Source organism: Streptomyces mesophilus, assembly GCF_040300965.1.
Taxonomy (GTDB): domain Bacteria; phylum Actinomycetota; class Actinomycetes; order Streptomycetales; family Streptomycetaceae; genus Streptomyces; species Streptomyces mesophilus_A.
This window is the reverse complement of the sequence record NZ_JBEPEW010000146.1, coordinates 1-19,807: the sequence shown is the minus strand read 5'-3', so window position 1 is coordinate 19,807 and position 19,807 is coordinate 1. Positions and strand designations below refer to the sequence as shown.

The window sequence follows — 19,807 nt, the reverse complement described above, 5'->3', positions numbered from 1 at the left end:
CCCGAACGCCAGCTGGCCTCTGGCCCGCTCGGGTCGCAGCCGCGTGCCGAGTACGGCGGCGCCCGCGATCTCCCCGATCACGTACACGGCGGCGAGCAGCGCGCCGAGCGCATAGCCGCCCGGCCGCTCCCGTACGAGAAACACCAGCGCGAGCGGCGCCATGGCCACGGGCAGACGCGAGGCGACCGCCACCGCGCACCAGCTCAGGACGGGGCGGGTGAGGATCTCGCGGTAGCTGGCATTGGGCATGGTGCCCAACGGTAGGGGGTGGGGTGGGGGTAGGGCATCTGGGTTTTGACCGGGGGACCATCTGTCCGCCGGGTGCCGGGAATGCCCTGGTTCGTCCTGAACAAATGGTCCCCCTGTGGGCGGGTGCCGGGCGCCGCGGGGGCGGGGGTCAGCGGACGAACTGGCCGAACTTGCCCTGGTGGAACAGCAGGGGGTCGCCGTCCTCGTCGGCGTTCAGGGCGTTCACCCGGCCCACGACGATCAGGTGGTCGCCGCCGGTGTGGACCGCGTGGATCGTGCAGTCCAGCCAGGCGGGGGCGCCGTTCAGGCGCGGGGCGCCCGAGACCGGGGCCTCGTCGAAGTCCACGCCCGCGAACTTGTCCGCGCCGCTGACCGCGAAGCCGCGGCACAGCTCGCCCTGGTGCGCGCCCAGGATGTTCACGCAGAACGAGCCCGCCTCGGCGATCTTCGGCCAGGTCGTCGACGTACGCGCGACCATGAACGCGATCAGCGGCGGGTCGAGGGAGAGGGAGGCGAAGGACTGGCAGGCGAAGCCCGCGGGGCTCCGGTCGGCCGTCGTCGCCGTGATGACCGTGACGCCGGAGGCGAAATGCCCCAGTACGCGGCGGAATTCGGCCGGATCGAGCGGTACACGCTCATCCTCGCCGACTGCCCGTAGGTCGGGGCGCGGCAGCGCTTCGACGGGTTCGGCGGCCGGGAGGGCGCCGGTGGACCTGAGGTATCGGATGGTGGTGGCCGCCATCCCTGCGTGTCCCATCACGTTCCCCATTGAAGCTGACGCATCGTCAGATTGGAAGGGGTGGGCGGCTGTTCACCAGCCGTCGATGCTCCCGTGCGGCCGGCCGCCTCCGCGCCGCGCACACCCCCTGGCATCGTGCCGCCCATGAGCGAACAGGTGGAGCGCGTCGACGAGCAGGACCGTGTGCTCGCAGTGGTCGACCGCGGCGAAGCGATCCGTCACGGGTGGCTGCATCGCATCGCCACGATCGTGTGCCGCGACGACGACGGACGGTTCCTCGTCCACCGCCGCCCGGATGGCATGTCCCGTTCTCCGGGCCGGTACAACTGGATGCTGGGGGGCGCCGTCGAGGTGGGCGAGACGTACGAGCAGGCGGCGGCCCGGGAGCTGGCGGAGGAGCTGGGCGTCGAGGCGGCCCCGCGCTTCGTGCTCAAGTTCCTGTGCGCGGGAGTGATCAGTCCCTACTGGCTCGGGCTGCACGAGGTCATCGTCACCACGCCCGTCCGGCCGCGCCCCCGCGAAGTCGCCTGGCACGACTGGCTCTCCGAGTCGGAGCTCGAGGCTCTCGTGCGGCAGCGGCGATTCGTCCCCGACGCGCGCGAGGCCTACGAACGGTATCGCGCACTGCACCGGGCGGGCCGGGGCTGCCCCAAGTGACACCTTGCCTCCCGGGGCGCGCTGCTCCGTCAGTTCTGCGACCAAGGGGCCTGCGGCCAACGGGCCTGCGACCAGCGGACCTGCGGCCAACGGGCCTGCCAACAGCGGGCCCGAGGGCTGGACGTCGAGGGCGGTGGAGGGCCGCATCCACCGGAGCAGGCCATGGCGGGGGAGCCGCCGCCCCCGCCGCCGGCGAGCCGGCTAGCGCCCCTCGTACGAAGGCGATCTGCGCTCCACGAAGCTCGCCACGCCCTCATTCGCGTCCCGCGTGGTCATGTTGATCTCCTGGGCCGTCGCCTCCGCCGCGAAGGCGGTGGTGCGGTCCACGTCCAGGGAGGCATTGACCAGCTGCTTGGTCATCGCGATCGCACGCGTCGGGCCCTGCGCCAGCCGCTCGGCCCATGCGCGGGCCGTCTTCTCCAAGTCGGCTGCCGGAACGACCCGGTTGACGAGGCCGAGGCGTTCGGCCTCGGCCGCCGGCACCGAGTCGCCGAAGAACATCAGCTCCTTGGCCCGCTGCGGCCCGATCAGCCGCGGCAGCAGATACGCCCCGCCCCCGTCGGGCACGAGCCCGCGCCGTACGAAGACCTCGATGAACTTGGCCGACTCCGAGGCCAGGACCAGATCGCACGCCAGGGCCAGATGGGCGCCGATGCCGGCCGCGGTCCCGTTGACCGCAGCGATCACCGGCTTCTCGCAGTCCATGACCGAGGCGATGAAGCGCTGGGCGCCCTGGCGGATCATCCGCGCCACGTCACCGGCCACCCGCTCACCCCCGGTATCGGGTGAGCCGCGCAGATCCGCACCGGCGCAGAAACCCTTGCCGGTCGCGGTGATCACCACCGCCCTCACCGTGGGATCCGAGGACGCCGCGGAAAGCAGCGCCATGATGCGCTCGCGCTGGTCCCAGGTGACGGCGTTCATGGCTTCGGGGCGGTTGAGCGTGATCCATGAGACGCCGTCCTCGACGGAGTGCAGGACGTCGTCCGACTGCTGTTCCTCGGGCACGGAGCTCCCTCTCGTATACGGGGTACGCGTACGTGTATGCAGACATGGACGCGTACGTGGACGTCAGACCCTCAGCGGCAGACGGCCAGCGCGTCCAGCGCCACCGCACCCTGACCGCGCGGCAGCACCATCAGCGGGTTGATGTCCAACTCGGCCAGCTCGTCGCCGAGTTCGAGCGCCATCCGCTGGACCCTGAGCACCACCTCGACCAGGGCGTCGACGTCGACGGGCGGCCCGCCCCGTACGCCGTCGAGCAGTGCCGCGCCCCGCAGCTGCGCGAGCATCGCGCGGGCGTGGTCCTCCGTGAAGGGCGGTACGGCGACCGCCGCGTCGCGCAGCACCTCGACCAGGACGCCGCCGAGTCCGACGGTCACCGTCGGCCCGAAGAGCGAGTCGTGGGTGACGCCGACGACCATCTCGACGCCCTTCTCCACCATCTGGCAGACCAGGATCCCGTCGAGTTTGATGCCCTCGTAGCGTGCGATGTCCGTGAGCTCGCGGTAGGCGTCGCGGACCTGCGAGGCGGAGGTCAACCCGACCTTCACCAGGCCGAGTTCGGTCTTGTGGGCGAGCTGGGCGCCCGAGGCCTTCATCACCACCGGGTAGCCCACCAGACCTGCCGCCCGGACGGCAGCGGCGGCCGAGGTCACCAGCTGCTCGCGCGGCACCCTGATCCCGTACGCCCGAAGGAGCTGCTTCGCGGCGTGCTCGCTGAGCTGCTGTCCGGGGCGCATCAGCGCCTGCGCCTTGCGGAAGGACGGCGACGGGGTGCGCGGGGCCTCCTCGAAGGGCGAGCGGTAGCCGTCGGTGAACTTGTGGTGGTCCAGATAGGCGCGGACCGCTGTGATGCAGTTGGAGAAGGTGCGGAAGGTCGCCACACGGGAGGAGCCGAGGAGCGTGGTGCGGTAGGCCTCCTCCGTACCGACGGGCGAACCCCATACGACGCAGATCAGCTTGTCGGTCTGCTCGGCCGCGTCCACCAGGTCCTGGGCGAGCTTGTCGCTCATGGGCGGGAACGGGCCGGTGATCGGGCAGATCAGGACGCCGACGGACGGGTCGGCGAGGATCGCGTCGATGATCTTCCGGCCGCGCCAGTCGCCGACCGGGTGACCGCCGTTGTCGACGGGGTTCGCGACGTTCAGATACGAGGGGATCCACTCGTGCAGTTCGTCCTGCTTGGCCTGGGAGAGCGTCGGGAGCTCGAGACCCGCCTCGGTGGCGAGGTCGGAGAAGTGGGCGCCCGTGCCGCCGGAGATCGAGTAGACGACCACACCGTCGGCCTGGGGCTTGCGGGCGCGCGCCAACAGGGCGGAGACGTCCTGGAGTTCGTCGAGTCCGTCGACCCGGATGACCCCGAACTGGCGCATCGCCGCGTCCACCACATCGTCCGCACCCGTGAGCTTGCCGGTGTGCGAGGCGGCCATCTTGGCGCCGGCTTCCGTGCGCCCCACCTTGACCGCGACCACCGGAACGCCGCGCTGTGCGGCGCGGTCGGCGGCGAGGAGGAAGGAGCGGCCGTCCTTGAGGCCCTCGATGTAGCAGGCGATCGCGCCGACTTCGGGCTGCTCGGCGAAGTACGAGAGGAAGTCGGAGGTCTCGAGGTCGGCCTCGTTGCCCGTCGGGGCCCAGTGCGAGAGCCGTACGCCGATCTCCTGCATCGCGAAGACCGGGCGGCCCTGGTGTCCCGACTGGGTGATCAGCGCGATGGCCGGTCCGTCGAGGTCGTCGCGGAACTTCTCGAAGGCATTGAGGTTGGTGTTCGGCCCGAGCAGCCGGATGCCGGAGCGCTCCACGGCCGCCGTGAGACGGGTCTGCGCGAGGGCGCCCTCCTCACCGGTCTCGGCGAAACCCGAGGCGAACGCGACCGCGAACTTCACCTTGGACTCGGCGAGTTCCTCGATGACGGGCAGGGGATCGCCGACCAGGAGTACGGCCAGGTCGACCTGTTCGGGCAGGTCCGCGACCGAGGGCGCGCACGGTATCCCGAAGACGGACTCCCGGGTCGGGTGCACCGGGTGCAGTCGCGCACCGACCCGCTCGGACCACGCGATGAGCTGCTTGGTGATGCCGGTGTTGGGGCGGCCCTCGGCGTCGGAGGCGCCGATGACGGCGACCGACTCGGGGCGGAAGAACCTGTCCAGGTCGGGCACGTCCGCGTGCAACGGGCGGCCGCTGACATCGAGGTCGGAGGCCCCAGGGGGGCCCGCGACACTGTGCACCGCCGGCGTGGGGCGCTCGCCGCAGGCCACGACACGGGCCGGGCGGGAGTCGGTGGTGAGGGTGCCGTGAGTCGATCCAAGCATCGCTGACGCCCGCCTCCTGAGTTACGTCCTGACTACGGCCAACAGAACTGACGCTTAGTCAGATTACTGAACTGACGCTCCGTCAGGAACAGGTCTGCACCGGAATCTGCACGAGAACGGCACGGGAGGAGGGCCGGAGGAAGGCCGGAGGAGGGCCGTATGGGGGCCGGATGGGCAGGGTTTGGGGGTGGGTCAGGGGTTCCGTACCCGGCTTCGGGGGCGGTCAGACCTTCCCGTACGGGATGATCGAAGTCCGATACGTGGAGGGGGCCCGAGATGCTGTTCGCAACGACCGGCGGCCGTGTGCGGGGCGGGCCGCCCGTCGGCGATGTCGTCGCGGTGCTCGGGATTCCGTATGCGCGGGCGCCGTTCGGGGAGCGGCGGTTCCGGGCGCCGCAGCCCCCGCCCGCCTGGCGAGGGGTGCGGGACTGCACCGCGTTCGGGCCCATCTCGCCGCAGTCGGCCGAACTGTCCGGGGCACCTGTGTGGCGGCCGGGGGACGAGGACATCCTCACCGTCAACGTGTGGGCACCCGAGCGGGCAGGTCCGCTGCCCGTGCTGTTCTGGATCCACGGCGGCGCTTACACCTTCGGCTCCTCCGCCGAGCCCGGCTTCGACGGTGCGGCCCTCGCCCGTGCCGGGCTCGTCGTGGTGAGCTGCACCTTCCGCATCGGGTTCGAGGGGTTCGGCCACGTGCCCGGACTCCCCGACAACCGGGGCCTTTTGGACCAGCTCGCCGCACTGCGCTGGGTGCGCGACAACATCGCCTCCTTCGGCGGCGACCCCGGCAACGTCACCGTCGCCGGGCACTCCTCCGGCGCGGGCGCGGCCGTCTGCCTGATGACCATGGAGCCGGCCCATGGACTCCTGCGACGGGTCATCGCCCACAGCGTCCCTGCCGTCTTCTACGCTCCCGAACTCGCCGCGGCCGTCACCGCGAGGATCGCCCGGGAGGCCGGCGTCGCGCCGACCGCCGAGGGGCTGCTGTCCCTGCCGCCCGCCGCGTTGGTGGCCGCCTCCGACGAGGTGGCCGCGCGGTGCGGCGCCGACCCCGTGACACCGGTCCACGCGTACGAGTCCGTGATCTTCCAACCCGTGGTCGACGGCGAGGTGCTGCCCGCACCGCCGCTCCAGGCGCTCGCGTCCGGGGCGGCAAGCGATGTGGACCTCCTGGTGTGCCACGCGCGGGAGGAGGCCCGGTTCCTGCACGCCGTAGGAGGGCTGCGGGAGGTCACGACCGAGCCCGAACTGGCCGACCTCACCGCAGCGTTGGACCTCCCTCCGGAAGTGCTCCACGGCTACCGGAACCTGCTGCCGGACGCCCCCGTCCTCGACCGCTACCTGGCACTCTTCGGCGACGCGCGCTTCGCCGCGTACACCTCCCGCCTCGCCGAACAGCACGCTCGCGCCGGCGGCCGCGCGTACGCCTCCCGTTTCGACCGCCGCCGCGGCCCGGCCCGCCCCTGGCACACCGCGGACATCCCCTTCGCCTTCGGCAACCTGGACGCCGTCGGGGCCGAGTTCCTCATCGGCGGGCGCCCGGACGCCGACGACCACGCCCTGTCCGCCCGCATGCGCGACGCCTGGGCGGCCTTCGCGAGGACGGGCGACCCGGGCTGGCCGCCACTCACGGCCACCGCCACACCGGTCAGATCCTGGGCCGTGCCCGACGACCACCTGGCCTCCGACGAGGACTCCGCTCTTGGTGCCTTGTGGCGGGACGTACCGTTCGCCGTGCAGCGTCCGGCCGCGGTCGGCCCCGGTCGGCGTGCCGGGAGCTGCCGTTGATGTCACGGAGAGGGGACCCGGCGTGCGTGAGGTGAGGTACGAGACAGCGCTCGTACGGGCGTTGCTGCGGGAGCAGCATCCCGATCTGGCGGGGCTCCGGCTGCGGGAGGTCATCGGGGGCTGGGACAACCAGCAGTTCCGGCTCGGGGACGAGCTCGCCGTGCGGATGCCGCGGACCGAACGCGCGCCGGAGCTGCTGCGGACGGAGCGGCGGTGGCTGCCGGAGCTCGCCGAGCGGCTGCCGCTGCCGACGCCCGTTCCCGTACGGGAGGGTGAGCCGTCGGCGCTCTTCGGGCACCACTGGAACATCGTGCGCTGGGTGGAGGGTGACCCTGCCGACCGGGCGCCGATCACGCACTCGGCGTCGGCGGAACGCCTCGCGGACTTCCTGCGCGCCCTGCACCGGCCGGCGCCCGCCGACGCTCCGACCAGCCCCGACCGCGGTGTCCCGTTGACCGAACTGACGGGCGTCGACGGCTGGTTCGAGCTCCTCGACGGCTACGCGCAGGCCGATCTCGTACGGGAAGTATGGGAGAAGGCGCTCGCGGCACCGGCCTGGGACGGGCCGCCGGTGTGGCTGCACGCCGACCTGCACCCGGCGAACGTCGTCGTACGGGACGGAACGCTCGCCGGAGTGATCGACTTCGGCGACCTGTGCGCGGGCGACCCGGCGGCCGACCTCATGGCGGCCTGGATGCTGCTGCCGGACGGTTCGGCGCCTCGCTTCTTCGACGCGTACGAACGCGCTGACGAGGCCACGGTCGACCGGGCCCGCGGCCTCGCCGTGCTCAAGGCGCTGGTCCTCGTCTCCATCGGCATGGCCGGCCGCCTCGGCCGACCCGGCGGCAAGCCGACCTGGGAACCGGCGGGGTACGCGACGCTGGAGCGGGTGCTGGGGGCGGCCTGATCACGGGCGCGAGCACGCCATCCACGCGATGCTCAGTGCCACCGCTCCCGCCGGCCCTGGCCCTGTCACGGTTCTGGCGTCGGATCCCGAGGACCTGACCGCGCTGTGCGGTCCACGAGTCACCGTCATCAAGGTCTGGCCCTGATCCCCCGCGGTCACGCACAGCGCCCGGCCGGGAAATACCCCGACCGGGCGCCCCACGTGACCGAACCGCGAGGTCACAGCACCGCCAGAACCTCCTTGGCCACCCGCTCGCCCGAGCGCACCGCACCGTCCATGTAACCCATCCAGTACGTGGACGTCTCCGTGCCCGCCCAGTGGATCCCGCCCACGGGACGGCGCAGCTCCGGACCGTACGAGGTCAGGACGCCCGGCGGGGCATACGCGACCGGACCGCCGCGCGTGAAGCGCTCGTTGTCCCAGCGCTGGAGCAGGAACGCGGTCGGCGCCTTGGCCTTGTCACCGAAGTACGTCGCGTAGTCCTTGAGGACCGCGGCCTTCACCTCGGCCTCGCTCGCCCCGTTCAGGGCCCGCATCTGATCGGCCTCGATGAAGCCCATCAGGGCTCCGTACGAGGCGTCCTCGGGGGAGTTGTCGAAGGTGGAGCGGACCATGCCGGTGTCGCTGAGCGCCTGGCCGTTGAGGCCCGCGTCGCGCCAGAACGGCCGGTCGTAGACCGCGATCGCCTTGCCGACCGAACCCATGGGCATGCGCTGCGACAACTGGTCGCGGGCGGCGGGCAGGACGGGATCGAAGTCGATACGGGCGGCGAGCGGCGGCGCGAGAGCCACGATCACCCGGCCCGCACGGACCGTGATGCCGTCGGCGGTCACCGTGTACGCGGCGCCGTCCTTGGCCACACGGCGCACGGGCGCGTTCAGGACCACGCTGTCGCCGAGCGACTCGGCCAGCTTGATCGGCACCAGCTGGGAGCCGCCCTTGAAACGGATGGCCTGGGCGCCGTTCGCCGTCTCGGTGAGACGCTCGAAGGTGCCGGGGTTCGTCTCGTTGCCCGCCGCCGCTATGTAGAACAGCACGAACAGAAGCGAGAGTTCACGAGGTTCGGCACTGAAGACCGACGCACAGGCCACGTCGAAGAGGAACTTCGCCGAGGGCACGACCGCGTTGTGCCGCAGCCAGGTCTCGAAGGTCTGCTGATCCCACTCCTGGGCCTTCGCGGCGGTCCAAGGGGCGCCCACCGGGACCTTCTTGGCCATGTCGTTGAGCAGCGCTTGCACGGCGGCGGCGTTCGCGAGTCCGGCCACGTCGATCGGCGGGACCGCGCCGAGCAGGCCGTCCGTGGCGTACGGGGTGTTCCTGCCGTCCTTGCGCAGCAGGTTCTTGCCCGTGTTGTACGTCGGGAACGTCCCGACACCGACCTCTTCGGCAAGCGCCTTCATCCGGTCCTGGGTGGGCCCGATGAACTCACCACCGCCCTCGGTGACGCCACCGCCCGGGACTTGGAGGTTCAGGACGCGCCCGCCGACGCGGTCGCGGGCCTCGAGGACGACAACGTTCTTGCCGGCCTTCTTGAGGTCACGCGCGGCGGTGAGACCGGCGAGACCGGCGCCGATGATGACTACGTCGGCGTCGCGGGCGGCGGCGGACGCGGGGCCGGCGGCCGCCACGGCGACGGTGGTGAGACCGGCCGCTGCTCCTGCGCCGAGCAGCGTGCGGCGGGTGAGGCGGGATCTTTCACGTGCCATTTACGTCCTCCGAGATCAGGAAGTCGCGGCAGCGATCGCCTTCGCTATCTTCAGCGAATCGAGAGCGATTTCGCGAAGGTTGCCACTGATGGGGTTGGAGTAGCCGCAGAAATAGATGCCCGAAGCCGATATCGGGGACTTCGGCCCATGCGTGACAGGAAGCCCGTGCTCGTTCAATACGTCGAGGTGCCCGACGAGGGGTTCGAGTCCTCGCCGGTAGCCGGTTGCCGCGATGATCGCGTCAGGTTGGATACGTGTTCCGTCCGCCAGCAGCACCTTTCCGGCCTCGAACCCCTCCACTGCTGCGACGGGTTCGACCTTGCCCGCCCGCACGGCATCGATCAGGCCCACGTCCTGGACCGGGATCGCGCCCTCCTGGACGCGTGAGTACAGACCCGTGTCCGGGCGCGGCAGCCCGTACGAAGACAGATCGGGGACCGACAGCTTTGCCATCGGGGCAGCCAGCCGGTCCACCAGGCCTACCGGGAGCCGCCGCACCAGAATGCCGGTGCGCTGGGCGGGCCAGCCCGCCGTCGAGCGGCGGACGATGTGCGGGGCGGTGCGCACCGCGAGCCGTACCCGCGAGGCGCCGCCCTCGACGAGGTCCACGGCGATCTCCGCCCCTGTGTTGCCGACGCCCACGACCAGGAGGTCCTTCCCTGCGTACGGCTTCGCGTTGCGGTACTCGCTCGCGTGCCGCAACTCGCCCTCGTACGTGGAGAGTCCGGGCCAGTCGGGAAGATGAGGCGTGTGGTTGTAGCCGGTGCAGACCACCACGGCGCGCCCCGTCAGCTGGCGCCCGCCGGTTCCGTGCAGCAGCCAACTGCCACCATCGGGTGTCCGCTCGACCCGGGAGACCTCGACTCCCGCGACCACCTGCAGCTGGTGATGCTCCGCGTACTTCTCCAAGTAGCGGACGACGTTGTCCCGCGAGACCCAACGGCCGAACTTTCGCGGAATGTCCAGGCCCGGAAGCGCCGACAGTCGGCGCGTGGTGTGCAGGTGGAGTCGGTCGTAGTGCTGCCGCCAGGAGGCCGCGACCGTTTCCGACTTCTCCAGGACGACCGCCGGTATGCCCTGCAAGCCCAGGGCATACGCAACGGCAAGTCCACTGGGTCCGGCACCTATGACGTATACGGGATCGGCCATGGGCGGGAGCGTAGCGGCCCTTGAGTTTGAACGGTCGCGGTCAATGAGGAATCCGGTTGCGAAACGATCACATCGCGGGTGGGAGCCCGGATTGGGAGGTTTCGGCACCTCTTGCTGCTCGTAGAACCCATGCGTAGAAGGCTGCTGCATCGGCCGGCGTTCCGCCCTGGAGAAGCGCCGTCGGTGGACTGATCTCCAGCGGAGGGTCTCGCAGAAGCACCGGCAGTCCGGCCAACGGTTCGCAGATCACGTGCAGCGCGGGAATCCTCCGGAAGGAGAAGACGGCCTCTCCTGATCCGTCGGAGGTGAGGTGCGCCATGAGCGCTTGCCACGTGCCCTCGCGGAACCAGGTTCCCTGCCGGTGGCGAATGGCCTCGGGATCTCCCCACGCGCCCAGTTCACTCCAGATCAGCCCGCGCCGAAGCCGGTGCAGCATCGCGTTGAGGGCCGCCCTCAGATCGAGACGAGTCTGTTTGAAGTGCCGTGAGCCGTGCCGGGATCTGAGGATTCTCAGCACTGTCGGCCACTGCGCCTCGTCCACGTCGGCGGGCACGGGGGTTCCGGTCTCTTCGTGCCACGCCCGCACACGGCAAGACGATCCCGGCCGCTTCTTGAAGTCGTGCACCTCCGGGACGATCCATGTGCGTAGCGCTGAGAAGATCTCCTCGGTCTTCCCCGTGGGGGGCCGCTCCGTCAACTGCCGCCGGACCTCCGAGAGTTCATGTCGCCAGGCGTCGATCTCGCCCCTGAGTCCGCCGAGGGCGGCTTCGGCGATGACGGGGTCGAGGCCGGAAGTGACGTACCGCGGCAGCGACTTCTCCACCAGCTGCTCGTGGTGATGGATGGCGTCGAGCAGGTGTTGCTCCCGCGCTTCGTGCTGGGCGCGGTCTCTTTGGGTGATTCTTGAGTCGTGACAGGCCAGGGCCTGGAGCGTGGTCGCACTGAGTGCGGTGGAGAGCTTCTCCCACACCGCACTCTCCACTGCGTCAGCTTCCAGATAGGTGCACGCGCAAGGATTACTCCCGGTGGTTCCCTGACAGCGGTACAGGCGACCCGTGGGTCGACCGCCGCCGGTGTAGCGTCTTCCGCATGCGCTGAGGATGCGCCCGGACAGCGGGTATTGCTGGTTGGGCTTGCGTGGTCGGTCGGTCCGTCGCCGTTGTGTTCTGCGCAGCGCCGCGACACGCTCCGGCGTCAGGAGGGCCGGCACCTTGATGGTGATCGTCGGCCCCAGCACCGGTACCCCGTCGGCGTCGACTCTGGTGGCTTTCGCGCCGGTTCCGGGTTTGCGGTAGGTGGCGTAGCCGTCGAGGGTGTCGGAGGTCAGCCGGTGGTGGAGATTGAGCAGTGTCCAGGGGCGGCCACTACGGGTGAGCAGACCCAGGCGATTCAGCTCGTCCGCGGCCGCCTGATAGGTCAGCCCATGGTCGACTACGAGCTCGACGGCTTTGAGGATCACGCGGGCTTCGTCCTCATCGATCGCCAGGAAGGACTCCTTGGGGCCGCGCTTGTCGATCTTGTAGCCGTAGGGTGGCGGCCCCGCGGGCCAGCCACCCTCGCGGGCCTTCTGATCCCGGCCTGATGAGGTTCGCTCCCGGATGCGCCGCCAATCCGCTTCAGCCGCGGCCACTGAGTGCCTGAAGAGAGCCCAGCCCTGGGGGTCCTCGGTATCGATGCCCTCGTCGAGCGCGATGATGTGCACACCGTGCTGCTGCATACGGCGGGCCCAGTCGAGCGTCGGGCCGACCGTGCGGCCCAGGCGGTCGACGCTGGATACGACGATTCGTTCCGCTGATGTGGAGCGCGCGTACTCCTTCAATGCATCGAGGGCGGGGCGGCGGGTGGCGGCGCCGCTCACTCCCTGGTCGCTGAACACCTTGAGCAGTGTGTGGTGCGGGGCAGCGGCCTCCCAAGCGCGCAGCTTGGCTTCCTGGATGCCGAGCCCATGGCCCGAGACTTGAACTCTGCCCGAAACGCGTGTGTATCCGATGGCCAGAACGCGACTACCGGCGACCGGGTGCCCCATAGGTTTGCTCATGTCAGTCCTCTCCGACTGGCCGGACCCCGGAGCGTTCGCCCGCTGCCGGGGTCACCTGTGCAGGGCGACCCTAGGTTGGGCTTTTGCGCATGTTGTGGCGATGTGGCCACTTGATCGTTGCTGGTGCGCACAGGTGCGATAACAGGCCATGGAACTCAAGTTCGCTTCGAACGTGATCAGTTCGATTGCTGACCCCTTGCGGAAAGCCGACCCATCCGCTGAACTGACGTACCGTCAGAAACGGCTCGCGCGTGAGGTGGTGTACAGGCATGGACACGGTCTGGCTCAGCGGAGCCGAGTGGGCGGCCGTACTGCGGATCGGCCTCGGTCTGTGGTGGCTCGAGAGCTGGCGGCACAAGGACAAGAAGGGCTGGTTCGAACGCGGTACGGGGATCGCCTGGGCCGCCGACGTGGCCGGGAAGCACAAGTGGCCGTTCGTGAAGACCGGGTTCACCAAGGTCGTCGAGCCCCGGCCCAAGGTGATGGCGTACATCGTCGTCTACGCCGAACTCGCCCTCGGCCTCGGCCTGATCTTCGGCTTCCTCACCCCGATCGCACTGATCGGCGGTCTGCTGCTCAACCTCCTCTACCTCGTCCTGATGATCCACGACTGGGCCGAGCAGGGGCAGAACGCGATGATGGGGCTGATCTCCTTCGTCGCGCTCTTCGCCATGTCCTGGCAGACCTGGTCCCTCGACAACGCGATCGGACTCTTCTGATGGCCGCCGGTTCGTCCGCTCCCGCCTCGTCCGTACGGTTCGACCTCCCCGAACCCGACGCCTTCACCGAGCCCTACTGGGCGGCGGCGGCCGAGGGCCGGCTGCTGGTGCGCCACTGCCGCGACTGCGACAGGACCCACCACTATCCGCGCGAGTTCTGCCCCGCCTGCTGGAGCGAGAACGTCGACTGGGCCGAGGCGAGCGGACGCGCCACGCTCTACACCTGGTCCGTCGTGCACCGCAACGATCTGCCGCCCTTCGGCACGCGCACCCCGTACACCGCGGCCGTGGTCGATCTGGCCGAGGGGCCGCGGATGATGACCGAGGTCGTGGACTGTGCGGAGGAGGACCTCGCGGTCGGAATGGCGCTCGAGGTCACCTTCCGGGAGGCGGAAGGGTTCCGGGTGGCGGTGTTCCGGCCGGCCCCTTGAGGTCTCGGGGGCGGCCCGCCTGTTGAGGTCTCGGGGCGGCCCGCCTGTTGAGGCCTCAGGGCCGGTCCGCCTCCCCAGGTCTCACGGCCACAGCAGCTCGCGGACCCAGCCGTCACCCTCGCGCCGGTAGCGCAGGCGGATGTGGCGGCGGCGGGCGTCCCCCTGGAAGAACTCGACTTCCACCGGGTCCAGTGCGTACAGCGTCCAGGTCGCCACGGGCGCCGACGGCTCGTCCTGCGCGCGCTCCCACGCGGCGTCCGACGCCCGCGCCAACTCCTCCTGGGATACGAGGACTTCGCTCTGCCGTCCGACAAGCGCCGCGGCCAGCGCCCCTGTTGAGCGGGCATGCAGATCCGCCTGGCCCTCGCCGGATGGGGCCTGTGTGACCGGGCCGCGCAGCCGGATCTGGCGGGCCTGCGCCGGCCAGTAGAAGTGCAGGGCCGCCTCGGGCCGGGCCGTGAGCTGGCGGCCCTTGCTGCTGGTGGCGTGCGAGGCGAAGTGCCAGCCGGCCTCGTCGGCACCGTGCAGCATGAGGGTGCGCACGTCGGGACGGCCCGCGGCGTCCGCGGTGGCGAGCTGCATCGTGTGCGGCTCGCTCTGGCCCGTGGCGACGGCCTCGGCGAACCAGCGGCGGAAGAGGGGCAGCGGCGCATCGGGCGCCGAGGCCGGATCGAAGGCCGGCAGCTCGATGTCCCAGACGCGCTGGGCCCGCAGCAGCCCGGTGAACTCCTCGGCTGTGGGCTGCCCGGCTGCTGCGATCTCCGCTGCAGTCTCCGCTGCGGTCTCCGCTGCGGTCTCTGCGGTGGCGGGTGCGACGGCCTCGCCCGGTGCGCGTTGCTCGTGTCGCGGTGCGCGTCCTTCGTCTCGCGGCGAGTGGCCCTTGTGTGACGTCATACGAGGATTCTCGTACGCCCCGGGAGAGCCGGGAGGGCCGGGAGGGCCGGGAGCGCCGGGAGAGCCCGGACAGCGGGGACGGCCGGGACAGCGGGGACGGCCGGGACCGCCCGGACAGTGGGGACTGCCCGGACAGCCCGGAGCACCCGGGCAACCCGGCCCGCCTCACCCGCCGCTGAGCTCAGAACGCGCCGAGGTCCGAGGAGACCCAGTGCTCCGGGCGCAGCGTGATGATGACCGCCTCGCCGTGGTTCTTCTCCGCGAACTCCACGTATCCCTCGACCTTTTCGGCCGGCAAGTAGCGCGCGGAGATCTCGACCAGGTGCTCGTGGGTCGACGGCACGATGGAGATCGCCGGGCCCTCGACGGAGACATAGCGCACGGTCGGCTCGACGCGGTCGATCATGAGCGTGAACCGGCCCGCCTTCTCGATGAGTTGATGCTTGCGCGAGCCCTTGCCGGTGTGGATCCAGATGTCGCCGCCGGGCGCGTACTGATACCAGACCGGCACCGTCAGGGGCGCGCGTCCGTCGCCTGCGTCGACGGACAGGGCGGCCACATGCGGCTCGGCGAGGAACTGCTCGCGTTCTTCGCGGCTGAGTGCCATGACAAACGACTCCCTCTGTTGCGGTCACGTCTTCGGGTCCGGCACACGGGAGAACGTCCGCCGAGGCGCCGGTGTTCCGACCGGCTCCGACCAGGGCCGGGCACTCCTGTTCGGACCAGTGCGGTTGCGGAGCGTCATGGAGGGTCACAGGCTGTGGTCAGGGCCGGCCCGTTCCCCCAACCCGCTCGACCAAAGAACCCCGGAAGGGACCCCCCTCATGCACAAGCACACCACCGCCCGCGCCCTCATCGGCGCGGTGCTCGCGGGCGCCGTCGTCCTCGGTACCGCGGGTGCCTCCTACGCTGCCGTCGCCCAGGCGCCGGTGCGTGCCGCCGTTCCGGCCGACCACCAGGCCGCGTACGAGGACATGCTGCGCGCGGTGCTCACCACCGCGGACCAGCTGGTCACCGCCGCCGAGCAGGGCCCGGTCGACACCGCCGCCTACCGTGCGGCCTTCGACCGCGCGCTCGCCTCGGCGCCCGCGCCGGAGGACGTCCCGCAGCTGGACGCGGCGATGGCGGGCCTCGCCGTCCAGGCGAGCGCGCTGGTCGACGCCATCGAGAAGAAGGACACGGACAAGGTCCTGGCCTCGATCTCCCTGGTGAACACGGCGGTGGCCAACATCGTGAGCGCGCTCAGCCTGGACGCCGCGATCAAGCTCGTCGCCAAGCCCCTCGACCCGTCCAGCATCAAGCTGCCGGCCGGGACGAAGCTGCCCGAGTTCAAGCTCCCGTTCTTCGGCTGACCGATCGGACTGCTGCCGGCCCGGGCTGCTGTCAGTCCGGACTGCTGTCAGCCCGGACTGCTGTCAGCTCGGACAGCTGCCGGCCAGGACTGCTGACCATTCGGGCTGATCCCCCGGGGCTGACGCAGGGATACGGGCGGGGGCCGACGGTTGCGTACCGTCGGCCCCCGCCCGCGCGCTTGTCCCCGTACCTCGGCCCTGACCCGAACGGCTCAGCGCCCGAGTACCACCGTCCCCGACGAGCAGAACCAGCCGCCGGTCCCCGACGCCACCGCCAGCTCGGGCAGCCGGCCGCCGGCCTTGCGGACCTGGCCCTCACCGGCCTCGCCGCGCAGCTGCCGTACCGCCTCGACCAGCAGGAACAGACCGCGCATGCCCGGATGCTGTGCGGACAGACCGCCGCCGTCGGTGTTGACGGGCAGGTCCCCGGTGAGCGTGAGCCGTCCCTTCTCGACGAACGCGCCGCCCTCGCCCTTCGCGCAGAAGCCGAGGTCTTCGAGGGTCACGAGCGTCATATACGTGAAGGCGTCGTAGATCTCGGCGATGTCGATGTCGGCCGGGGTGACGCCGGCCCGCTCGAAGGCCAGCTTTCCGCTGACGGCCGCGGGCGAGACGGTGAAGTCCTCCCACTCGGACATCGTGGTGTGCGAGATGTGCTCGCCGGCCCCGAGGACCCAGACCGGGTCCTTCGCGCAGTCGGCCACGTACTCCTCGGCGACCAGGAGCACGGCCGCCCCGCCGTCCGACCGTATGCAGCAGTGCAGCTTCGTGAACGGGTCGGCGATCATCGGGCCGGCCAGCACGTCGTCCACCGTGATCGGGTCGCGGAACATCGCGTCCGGATTGGACGCGGCGTTCGCCCGGGCCTGTACGGCGATCTCGGCGAGCTGCTCGAGCGTCGTGCCGTACTCGTGCATATGGCGGCGCGCGGCCATCGCGTACTTCGAGATGAGGGTGTGGCCGTACGGGACCTCGAACTGGAGGGGGCCGCGGGCCCCGAAGGAGAGGTTCGAGGTGCGGCGCCCGGCCTTGATGTCGGCGCGGGCGGTGGAGCCGTAGACGAGGAGGACCGCGTTGGCGTGGCCGGCGGCGATGGCGTCGGCGGCGTGGGCGGCCATCACCTCCCAGGTGGAGCCGCCCACCGAGGTGGAGTCGACCCAAGTCGGCTTGATCCCCAGGTACTCGGCCACTTCCACCGGGGCGAGGATCCCGAGCCCCGCAGAGGCGAAGCCGTCGATGACTCCCTTGTCGAGCCCGGAGTCCTTCAGGGCCCTGCGGGCGGCCTGGGCGTGCAGGGCGTAGGGGGTCGCGTCGTCGACCTTGCCGCAGTCGGAGAGGGCGATTCCGGCCACGGCTACTTTGCGCCGGGGGGCGCTGGTTATGACGGTGGACATGAATCTGACGGTACATCAGATTTCTTGGGCGGGGCAGGGGTTGGAGATCGGGGAGGGGAGGGGGGGGAGGGGAGGGGGCGGGCGCCGGAGCGGAGGTCGGATCAGCCGGGCCAGACGCCGGTCAGGCGTCGGGTGGCGGTGGCGCCGCCGCGGTCGACGGCCGCTTTGACGCCGGCGAAGATCGCGCCTTGCAGGACGGCCGCGGTGAGGACCTCGCGCCAGGTGCGGTGTTCGTCGGTGGCGTCCGGGGCGTCCTCCTCGTTCGCGACGCGTTTCCAGACCTCCTTGAAAACGGCGCCGGCCAGGACGCCGCTCAGGGCACCCAGGGCCATGCCGACCGGCTTGTAGGCGATCTTCGAGGCTTTCATCGGCGTCTCCAGGAGTGCGGGTGGCGATGTCGGTCGTCCGGGTACCCCGGTCTCTCAGCTCTCAAGGCGGCGCCGGTCCTCCTCGTCCCAGGCCCGGGTGTCGCGCGGCTGCACGTACGGCTCGTCGTCGGCCCGGTGGCCTCCCGCGACGGCGCGCTGACGGGCCATTTCCGCATCCCACTCCAGGCCGAGCAGGATCGCCAGGTTCGTGATCCACAGCCACACCAGGAAAATGATCACTCCGGCGAACGTGCCGTACGTCTTGTTGTACGAGGCGAAGTTCGACACATAGAGCGCGAACCCGGCCGAGGCGAGCATCCAGATCGCCAGGGCGAGCAGACTGCCCGGCGTGATCCAGCGGAAGCCGCGCACCTTCGCGTTGGGCGTCGCCCAGTACAGGATCGCGATCATGACCATCACCATGATCACGAGGACGGGCCACTTCGCGATCGACCACACCGTCAGCGCCTCGTCGCCCAGGCCCAGCGCGCCACCGACCTGCTCGGCCAGGCCGCCGGTGAACACGACGATCACCGCACTGGCCACGGTGAGCAGCATCAGGACCACGGTCACGGCGACGCGGACGGGCAGCACCTTCCACAGGGGCCGGCCCTCCGGCATGTCGTAGACCGCGTTGGCGCTCCTGATGAACCCGGCCACGTAACCGGAGGCAGACCACACGGCCAGCAGCAGACCCACGATGGCCATCAGCGAGCCGATCCCGGACTTGCCCTGGAGCTGCTCCACCGCGGTGCTCAGGATGTCCCGCACCGGGCCCGGGGCCAGCTTCTGGATGTTGTCGAGAACTTCCCGTGACGCGGACTTCCCGAGGACTCCGAGCAGGGAGATCAGCGCGAGCAGCGCCGGGAACAGCGCCAGGATCCCGTAGTACGTCAGCGCCGCGGCCCGGTCGGGCAGCTCGTCCTTCTGGAACTCCTTCACGGTGCCTTTCAGGACCGCCCACCACGAGCCCCTGGGCAGCGCCGACGGAGTATCCGGCGCCTGCCGCTCCACCTGTTCGTCCGGCCCGGCCGCCGATGCCGGCGAGGTCCTGGCCGCCGATACCGGCGAAGTCCCGGCCACCGATGCCGACGAGGTCCCGGCCGCCGATGCCGACGAGGCGTCCGCCGCCGGCTCCTCCGTTCCGCGTCCCCCGCGCTTTCCACGCCGCTTCCATGCCATGCCGCGCGAGTATCCGGTTGAGCGCCGCCCAACCTCCGGGGATGCTCGGACCATGGTGCAGAGCGATGCCCGGGACGTGGACGCCTACCTCGGCGAGATCGAGGACGAGAGCCGGCGCGCGGCGATGACGCGGCTGCGGGAGCTGTGCCGCGCCGAGCTCACGGGGTTCGAGGAGGTCATGGCGTACGGGATGCCGGGCTATGTGCGCGCGGGCGGCGGGCAGGAGATCGCGCTCGCCGATCAGAAGCAGTACATCTCCTTCTATCTGATGCGCACCGACGTGCGCGAAGCCTTCGCGGCCAGGCTCGAAGGGCAGAACATGGGCAAGGGATGCCTGCGTTTCCGCAACCCCGCGAAGGTGGACTATGAGCTGGTCAGGGACCTGCTGAGGGCCACCGCGAAGGAGCCCGGGCAGATCTGCTGACGGCACCGGTGCGGACCGGAGTCGACAAAGCGCCCTCCACCCCTGTGCATCTGGCCGCGCAAGTCCTAACATGACGCGCCGTCAGATCCGGGGCCGCCAGAGGGGACCCGGGGGAGGAGCCCGCTCATGGACGCCGCGTTCACTGCCGAGCAGGACGAAATCCGCCGTACGCTGCGCGAGCTCATGGCCAAGCGCGCAGGCCCCGACGAGGTCAAGGCGGCGGCGCGCACCCCCGCCGGTCATGACGACGAACTGTGGCGCACCCTCGCCACCCAGCTGGGCCTGCCCGGCCTCGCCCTCGACGAGGAGCACGGCGGCGTCGGCTGCACCACCACCGAACTCGCCCTCGCCTGCGAGGAGACGGGACGTGTGCTGCTGCCGTCCCCGCTGCTGTCCACGGCCGCGCTCGCGCTGCCCCTGATCCGCCGGCTCGGCAGCGAGGAGCAGCGGCGCGAGCTGCTGCCGCAGATCGCCGAGGGCGCGCTGACCGCCGCGCTCG

General features: G+C 70.7%; 19 protein-coding genes and 2 pseudogenes. 9 read left to right on the top strand and 12 right to left on the bottom strand.

Annotated elements, in window-relative coordinates; all coding sequences use genetic code 11:
* A pseudogene (locus tag ABT367_RS33990) lies at window positions 1–249 on the bottom strand (MFS transporter); the annotation flags it as partial.
* Window positions 250–397: 148 nt separating this feature from the next.
* Window positions 398–1,006, bottom strand: coding sequence for a flavin reductase family protein (locus ABT367_RS33985; RefSeq protein WP_352257130.1), 609 nt, complete (start codon window positions 1,004–1,006; stop codon window positions 398–400).
* A 126-nt stretch (window positions 1,007–1,132) separates the two neighbouring features.
* On the opposite strand from ABT367_RS33985, the gene ABT367_RS33980 reads away from it, so the two are divergent.
* Window positions 1,133–1,645, top strand: coding sequence for an NUDIX hydrolase (locus ABT367_RS33980; RefSeq protein ID WP_352257129.1), 513 nt, complete (start codon window positions 1,133–1,135; stop codon window positions 1,643–1,645).
* 201 nt (window positions 1,646–1,846) lie between these two features.
* Here the strand turns inward: ABT367_RS33980 and ABT367_RS33975 are convergent, their stop codons facing one another.
* Together ABT367_RS33975 and ABT367_RS33970 are read right to left on the bottom strand one after the other, a co-directional pair.
* Window positions 1,847–2,569 (bottom strand): enoyl-CoA hydratase/isomerase family protein, encoded by a 723-nt coding sequence (locus ABT367_RS33975; protein WP_352257132.1) that lies wholly within the window; start codon window positions 2,567–2,569, stop codon window positions 1,847–1,849.
* A gap of 155 nt (window positions 2,570–2,724) precedes the next feature.
* A complete protein-coding gene (locus ABT367_RS33970) occupies window positions 2,725–4,956 on the bottom strand; it encodes an acetate--CoA ligase family protein (protein ID WP_352257128.1) in 2,232 nt (743 codons plus the stop codon).
* A 276-nt stretch (window positions 4,957–5,232) separates the two neighbouring features.
* Between ABT367_RS33970 and ABT367_RS33965 the strand changes: the two genes are divergently transcribed.
* From ABT367_RS33965 to ABT367_RS33955, 3 genes and pseudogenes are all read left to right on the top strand, one after another.
* Complete coding sequence (locus ABT367_RS33965) at window positions 5,233–6,744, top strand: carboxylesterase/lipase family protein (RefSeq protein WP_352257127.1); 1,512 nt, start codon at window positions 5,233–5,235, stop codon at window positions 6,742–6,744.
* 22 nt (window positions 6,745–6,766) lie between these two features.
* Window positions 6,767–7,651, top strand: coding sequence for an aminoglycoside phosphotransferase family protein (locus ABT367_RS33960; RefSeq protein ID WP_434975601.1), 885 nt, complete (start codon window positions 6,767–6,769; stop codon window positions 7,649–7,651).
* A gap of 1 nt (window position 7,652) precedes the next feature.
* A pseudogene (locus ABT367_RS33955) lies at window positions 7,653–7,796 on the top strand (DNA-binding protein); the annotation flags it as partial.
* Window positions 7,797–7,869: 73 nt separating this feature from the next.
* Here ABT367_RS33955 and ABT367_RS33950 read toward each other — a convergent pair.
* The 3 genes from ABT367_RS33950 to ABT367_RS33940 all read right to left on the bottom strand — a co-directional run bounded on the left by ABT367_RS33950 (window position 7,870) and on the right by ABT367_RS33940 (window position 12,544).
* Window positions 7,870–9,357 (bottom strand): flavin monoamine oxidase family protein, encoded by a 1,488-nt coding sequence (locus tag ABT367_RS33950; RefSeq protein WP_352257126.1) that lies wholly within the window; start codon window positions 9,355–9,357, stop codon window positions 7,870–7,872.
* A 15-nt stretch (window positions 9,358–9,372) separates the two neighbouring features.
* Complete coding sequence (locus ABT367_RS33945) at window positions 9,373–10,506, bottom strand: flavin-containing monooxygenase (RefSeq protein ID WP_352257125.1); 1,134 nt, start codon at window positions 10,504–10,506, stop codon at window positions 9,373–9,375.
* Between the two features lie 67 nt (window positions 10,507–10,573).
* Window positions 10,574–12,544 carry a recombinase family protein gene (locus tag ABT367_RS33940; protein WP_352257124.1) on the bottom strand — a complete coding sequence of 657 codons (1,971 nt, stop codon included), beginning with the start codon at window positions 12,542–12,544 and terminating at the stop codon, window positions 10,574–10,576.
* 269 nt (window positions 12,545–12,813) lie between these two features.
* Here ABT367_RS33940 and ABT367_RS33935 point away from each other — a divergent pair, with 269 nt between their 5' ends.
* Both ABT367_RS33935 and ABT367_RS33930 read left to right on the top strand, forming a co-directional pair.
* Window positions 12,814–13,263: a DoxX family membrane protein gene (locus ABT367_RS33935; RefSeq protein ID WP_352257123.1), complete on the top strand. Its 450-nt coding sequence runs from the start codon at window positions 12,814–12,816 to the stop codon at window positions 13,261–13,263.
* Entirely contained in the window at window positions 13,263–13,694 is a 432-nt protein-coding gene (locus ABT367_RS33930) for a Zn-ribbon domain-containing OB-fold protein (protein ID WP_352257122.1), read from the top strand. Before ABT367_RS33935 ends, ABT367_RS33930 begins: the two co-directional genes overlap by 1 nt.
* 81 nt (window positions 13,695–13,775) lie before the next feature.
* Here the strand turns inward: ABT367_RS33930 and ABT367_RS33925 are convergent, their stop codons facing one another.
* Window positions 13,776–14,588 carry a pyridoxine/pyridoxamine 5'-phosphate oxidase gene (locus tag ABT367_RS33925; protein WP_352257121.1) on the bottom strand — a complete coding sequence of 271 codons (813 nt, stop codon included), beginning with the start codon at window positions 14,586–14,588 and terminating at the stop codon, window positions 13,776–13,778.
* 181 nt (window positions 14,589–14,769) lie between these two features.
* Complete coding sequence (locus ABT367_RS33920; protein WP_352257120.1) at window positions 14,770–15,195, bottom strand: pyridoxamine 5'-phosphate oxidase family protein; 426 nt, start codon at window positions 15,193–15,195, stop codon at window positions 14,770–14,772.
* Between the two features lie 217 nt (window positions 15,196–15,412).
* On the opposite strand from ABT367_RS33920, the gene ABT367_RS33915 reads away from it, so the two are divergent.
* The gene (locus ABT367_RS33915) at window positions 15,413–15,940 is read left to right on the top strand and encodes a hypothetical protein (RefSeq protein ID WP_352257119.1); all 528 of its coding nucleotides are present in this window, start codon (window positions 15,413–15,415) and stop codon (window positions 15,938–15,940) included.
* A 212-nt stretch (window positions 15,941–16,152) separates the two neighbouring features.
* Here the strand turns inward: ABT367_RS33915 and ABT367_RS33910 are convergent, their stop codons facing one another.
* From ABT367_RS33910 to ABT367_RS33900, 3 genes are all read right to left on the bottom strand, one after another.
* Window positions 16,153–17,334 carry a thiolase C-terminal domain-containing protein gene (locus ABT367_RS33910; RefSeq protein ID WP_352257118.1) on the bottom strand — a complete coding sequence of 394 codons (1,182 nt, stop codon included), beginning with the start codon at window positions 17,332–17,334 and terminating at the stop codon, window positions 16,153–16,155.
* Window positions 17,335–17,435: 101 nt separating this feature from the next.
* Complete coding sequence (locus ABT367_RS33905) at window positions 17,436–17,702, bottom strand: DUF4235 domain-containing protein (protein WP_352257117.1); 267 nt, start codon at window positions 17,700–17,702, stop codon at window positions 17,436–17,438.
* A 54-nt stretch (window positions 17,703–17,756) separates the two neighbouring features.
* Entirely contained in the window at window positions 17,757–18,884 is a 1,128-nt protein-coding gene (locus tag ABT367_RS33900; protein ID WP_352257116.1) for a YihY/virulence factor BrkB family protein, read from the bottom strand.
* A gap of 52 nt (window positions 18,885–18,936) precedes the next feature.
* Between ABT367_RS33900 and ABT367_RS33895 the strand changes: the two genes are divergently transcribed.
* Both ABT367_RS33895 and ABT367_RS33890 read left to right on the top strand, forming a co-directional pair.
* Complete coding sequence (locus tag ABT367_RS33895; RefSeq protein ID WP_352257115.1) at window positions 18,937–19,308, top strand: DUF1801 domain-containing protein; 372 nt, start codon at window positions 18,937–18,939, stop codon at window positions 19,306–19,308.
* A gap of 126 nt (window positions 19,309–19,434) precedes the next feature.
* Window positions 19,435–19,807 (top strand): acyl-CoA dehydrogenase family protein (locus tag ABT367_RS33890; RefSeq protein WP_352257114.1); only part of this gene is annotated, 373 nt, incomplete at its 3' end.

What these genes read in the sequence shown, in the direction of transcription:
- ABT367_RS33895 (WP_352257115.1), top strand. Translation starts at nt 18,937, where the DNA reads ATGGTGCAGAGCGATGCCCGGGACGTGGACGCCTACCTCGGCGAGATC.
- ABT367_RS33950 (WP_352257126.1), bottom strand. Translation starts at nt 9,357, where the DNA reads ATGGCACGTGAAAGATCCCGCCTCACCCGCCGCACGCTGCTCGGCGCA.
- ABT367_RS33985 (WP_352257130.1), bottom strand. Translation starts at nt 1,006, where the DNA reads ATGGGACACGCAGGGATGGCGGCCACCACCATCCGATACCTCAGGTCC.
- ABT367_RS33945 (WP_352257125.1), bottom strand. Translation starts at nt 10,506, where the DNA reads ATGGCCGATCCCGTATACGTCATAGGTGCCGGACCCAGTGGACTTGCC.
- ABT367_RS33900 (WP_352257116.1), bottom strand. Translation starts at nt 18,884, where the DNA reads ATGGCATGGAAGCGGCGTGGAAAGCGCGGGGGACGCGGAACGGAGGAG.
- ABT367_RS33910 (WP_352257118.1), bottom strand. Translation starts at nt 17,334, where the DNA reads ATGTCCACCGTCATAACCAGCGCCCCCCGGCGCAAAGTAGCCGTGGCC.
- ABT367_RS33930 (WP_352257122.1), top strand. Translation starts at nt 13,263, where the DNA reads ATGGCCGCCGGTTCGTCCGCTCCCGCCTCGTCCGTACGGTTCGACCTC.
- ABT367_RS33970 (WP_352257128.1), bottom strand. Translation starts at nt 4,956, where the DNA reads ATGCTTGGATCGACTCACGGCACCCTCACCACCGACTCCCGCCCGGCC.
- ABT367_RS33935 (WP_352257123.1), top strand. Translation starts at nt 12,814, where the DNA reads ATGGACACGGTCTGGCTCAGCGGAGCCGAGTGGGCGGCCGTACTGCGG.
- ABT367_RS33915 (WP_352257119.1), top strand. Translation starts at nt 15,413, where the DNA reads ATGCACAAGCACACCACCGCCCGCGCCCTCATCGGCGCGGTGCTCGCG.
- ABT367_RS33975 (WP_352257132.1), bottom strand. Translation starts at nt 2,569, where the DNA reads ATGAACGCCGTCACCTGGGACCAGCGCGAGCGCATCATGGCGCTGCTT.
- ABT367_RS33925 (WP_352257121.1), bottom strand. Translation starts at nt 14,588, where the DNA reads ATGACGTCACACAAGGGCCACTCGCCGCGAGACGAAGGACGCGCACCG.
- ABT367_RS33980 (WP_352257129.1), top strand. Translation starts at nt 1,133, where the DNA reads ATGAGCGAACAGGTGGAGCGCGTCGACGAGCAGGACCGTGTGCTCGCA.
- ABT367_RS33905 (WP_352257117.1), bottom strand. Translation starts at nt 17,702, where the DNA reads ATGAAAGCCTCGAAGATCGCCTACAAGCCGGTCGGCATGGCCCTGGGT.
- ABT367_RS33940 (WP_352257124.1), bottom strand. Translation starts at nt 12,544, where the DNA reads ATGAGCAAACCTATGGGGCACCCGGTCGCCGGTAGTCGCGTTCTGGCC.
- ABT367_RS33965 (WP_352257127.1), top strand. Translation starts at nt 5,233, where the DNA reads ATGCTGTTCGCAACGACCGGCGGCCGTGTGCGGGGCGGGCCGCCCGTC.
- ABT367_RS33920 (WP_352257120.1), bottom strand. Translation starts at nt 15,195, where the DNA reads ATGGCACTCAGCCGCGAAGAACGCGAGCAGTTCCTCGCCGAGCCGCAT.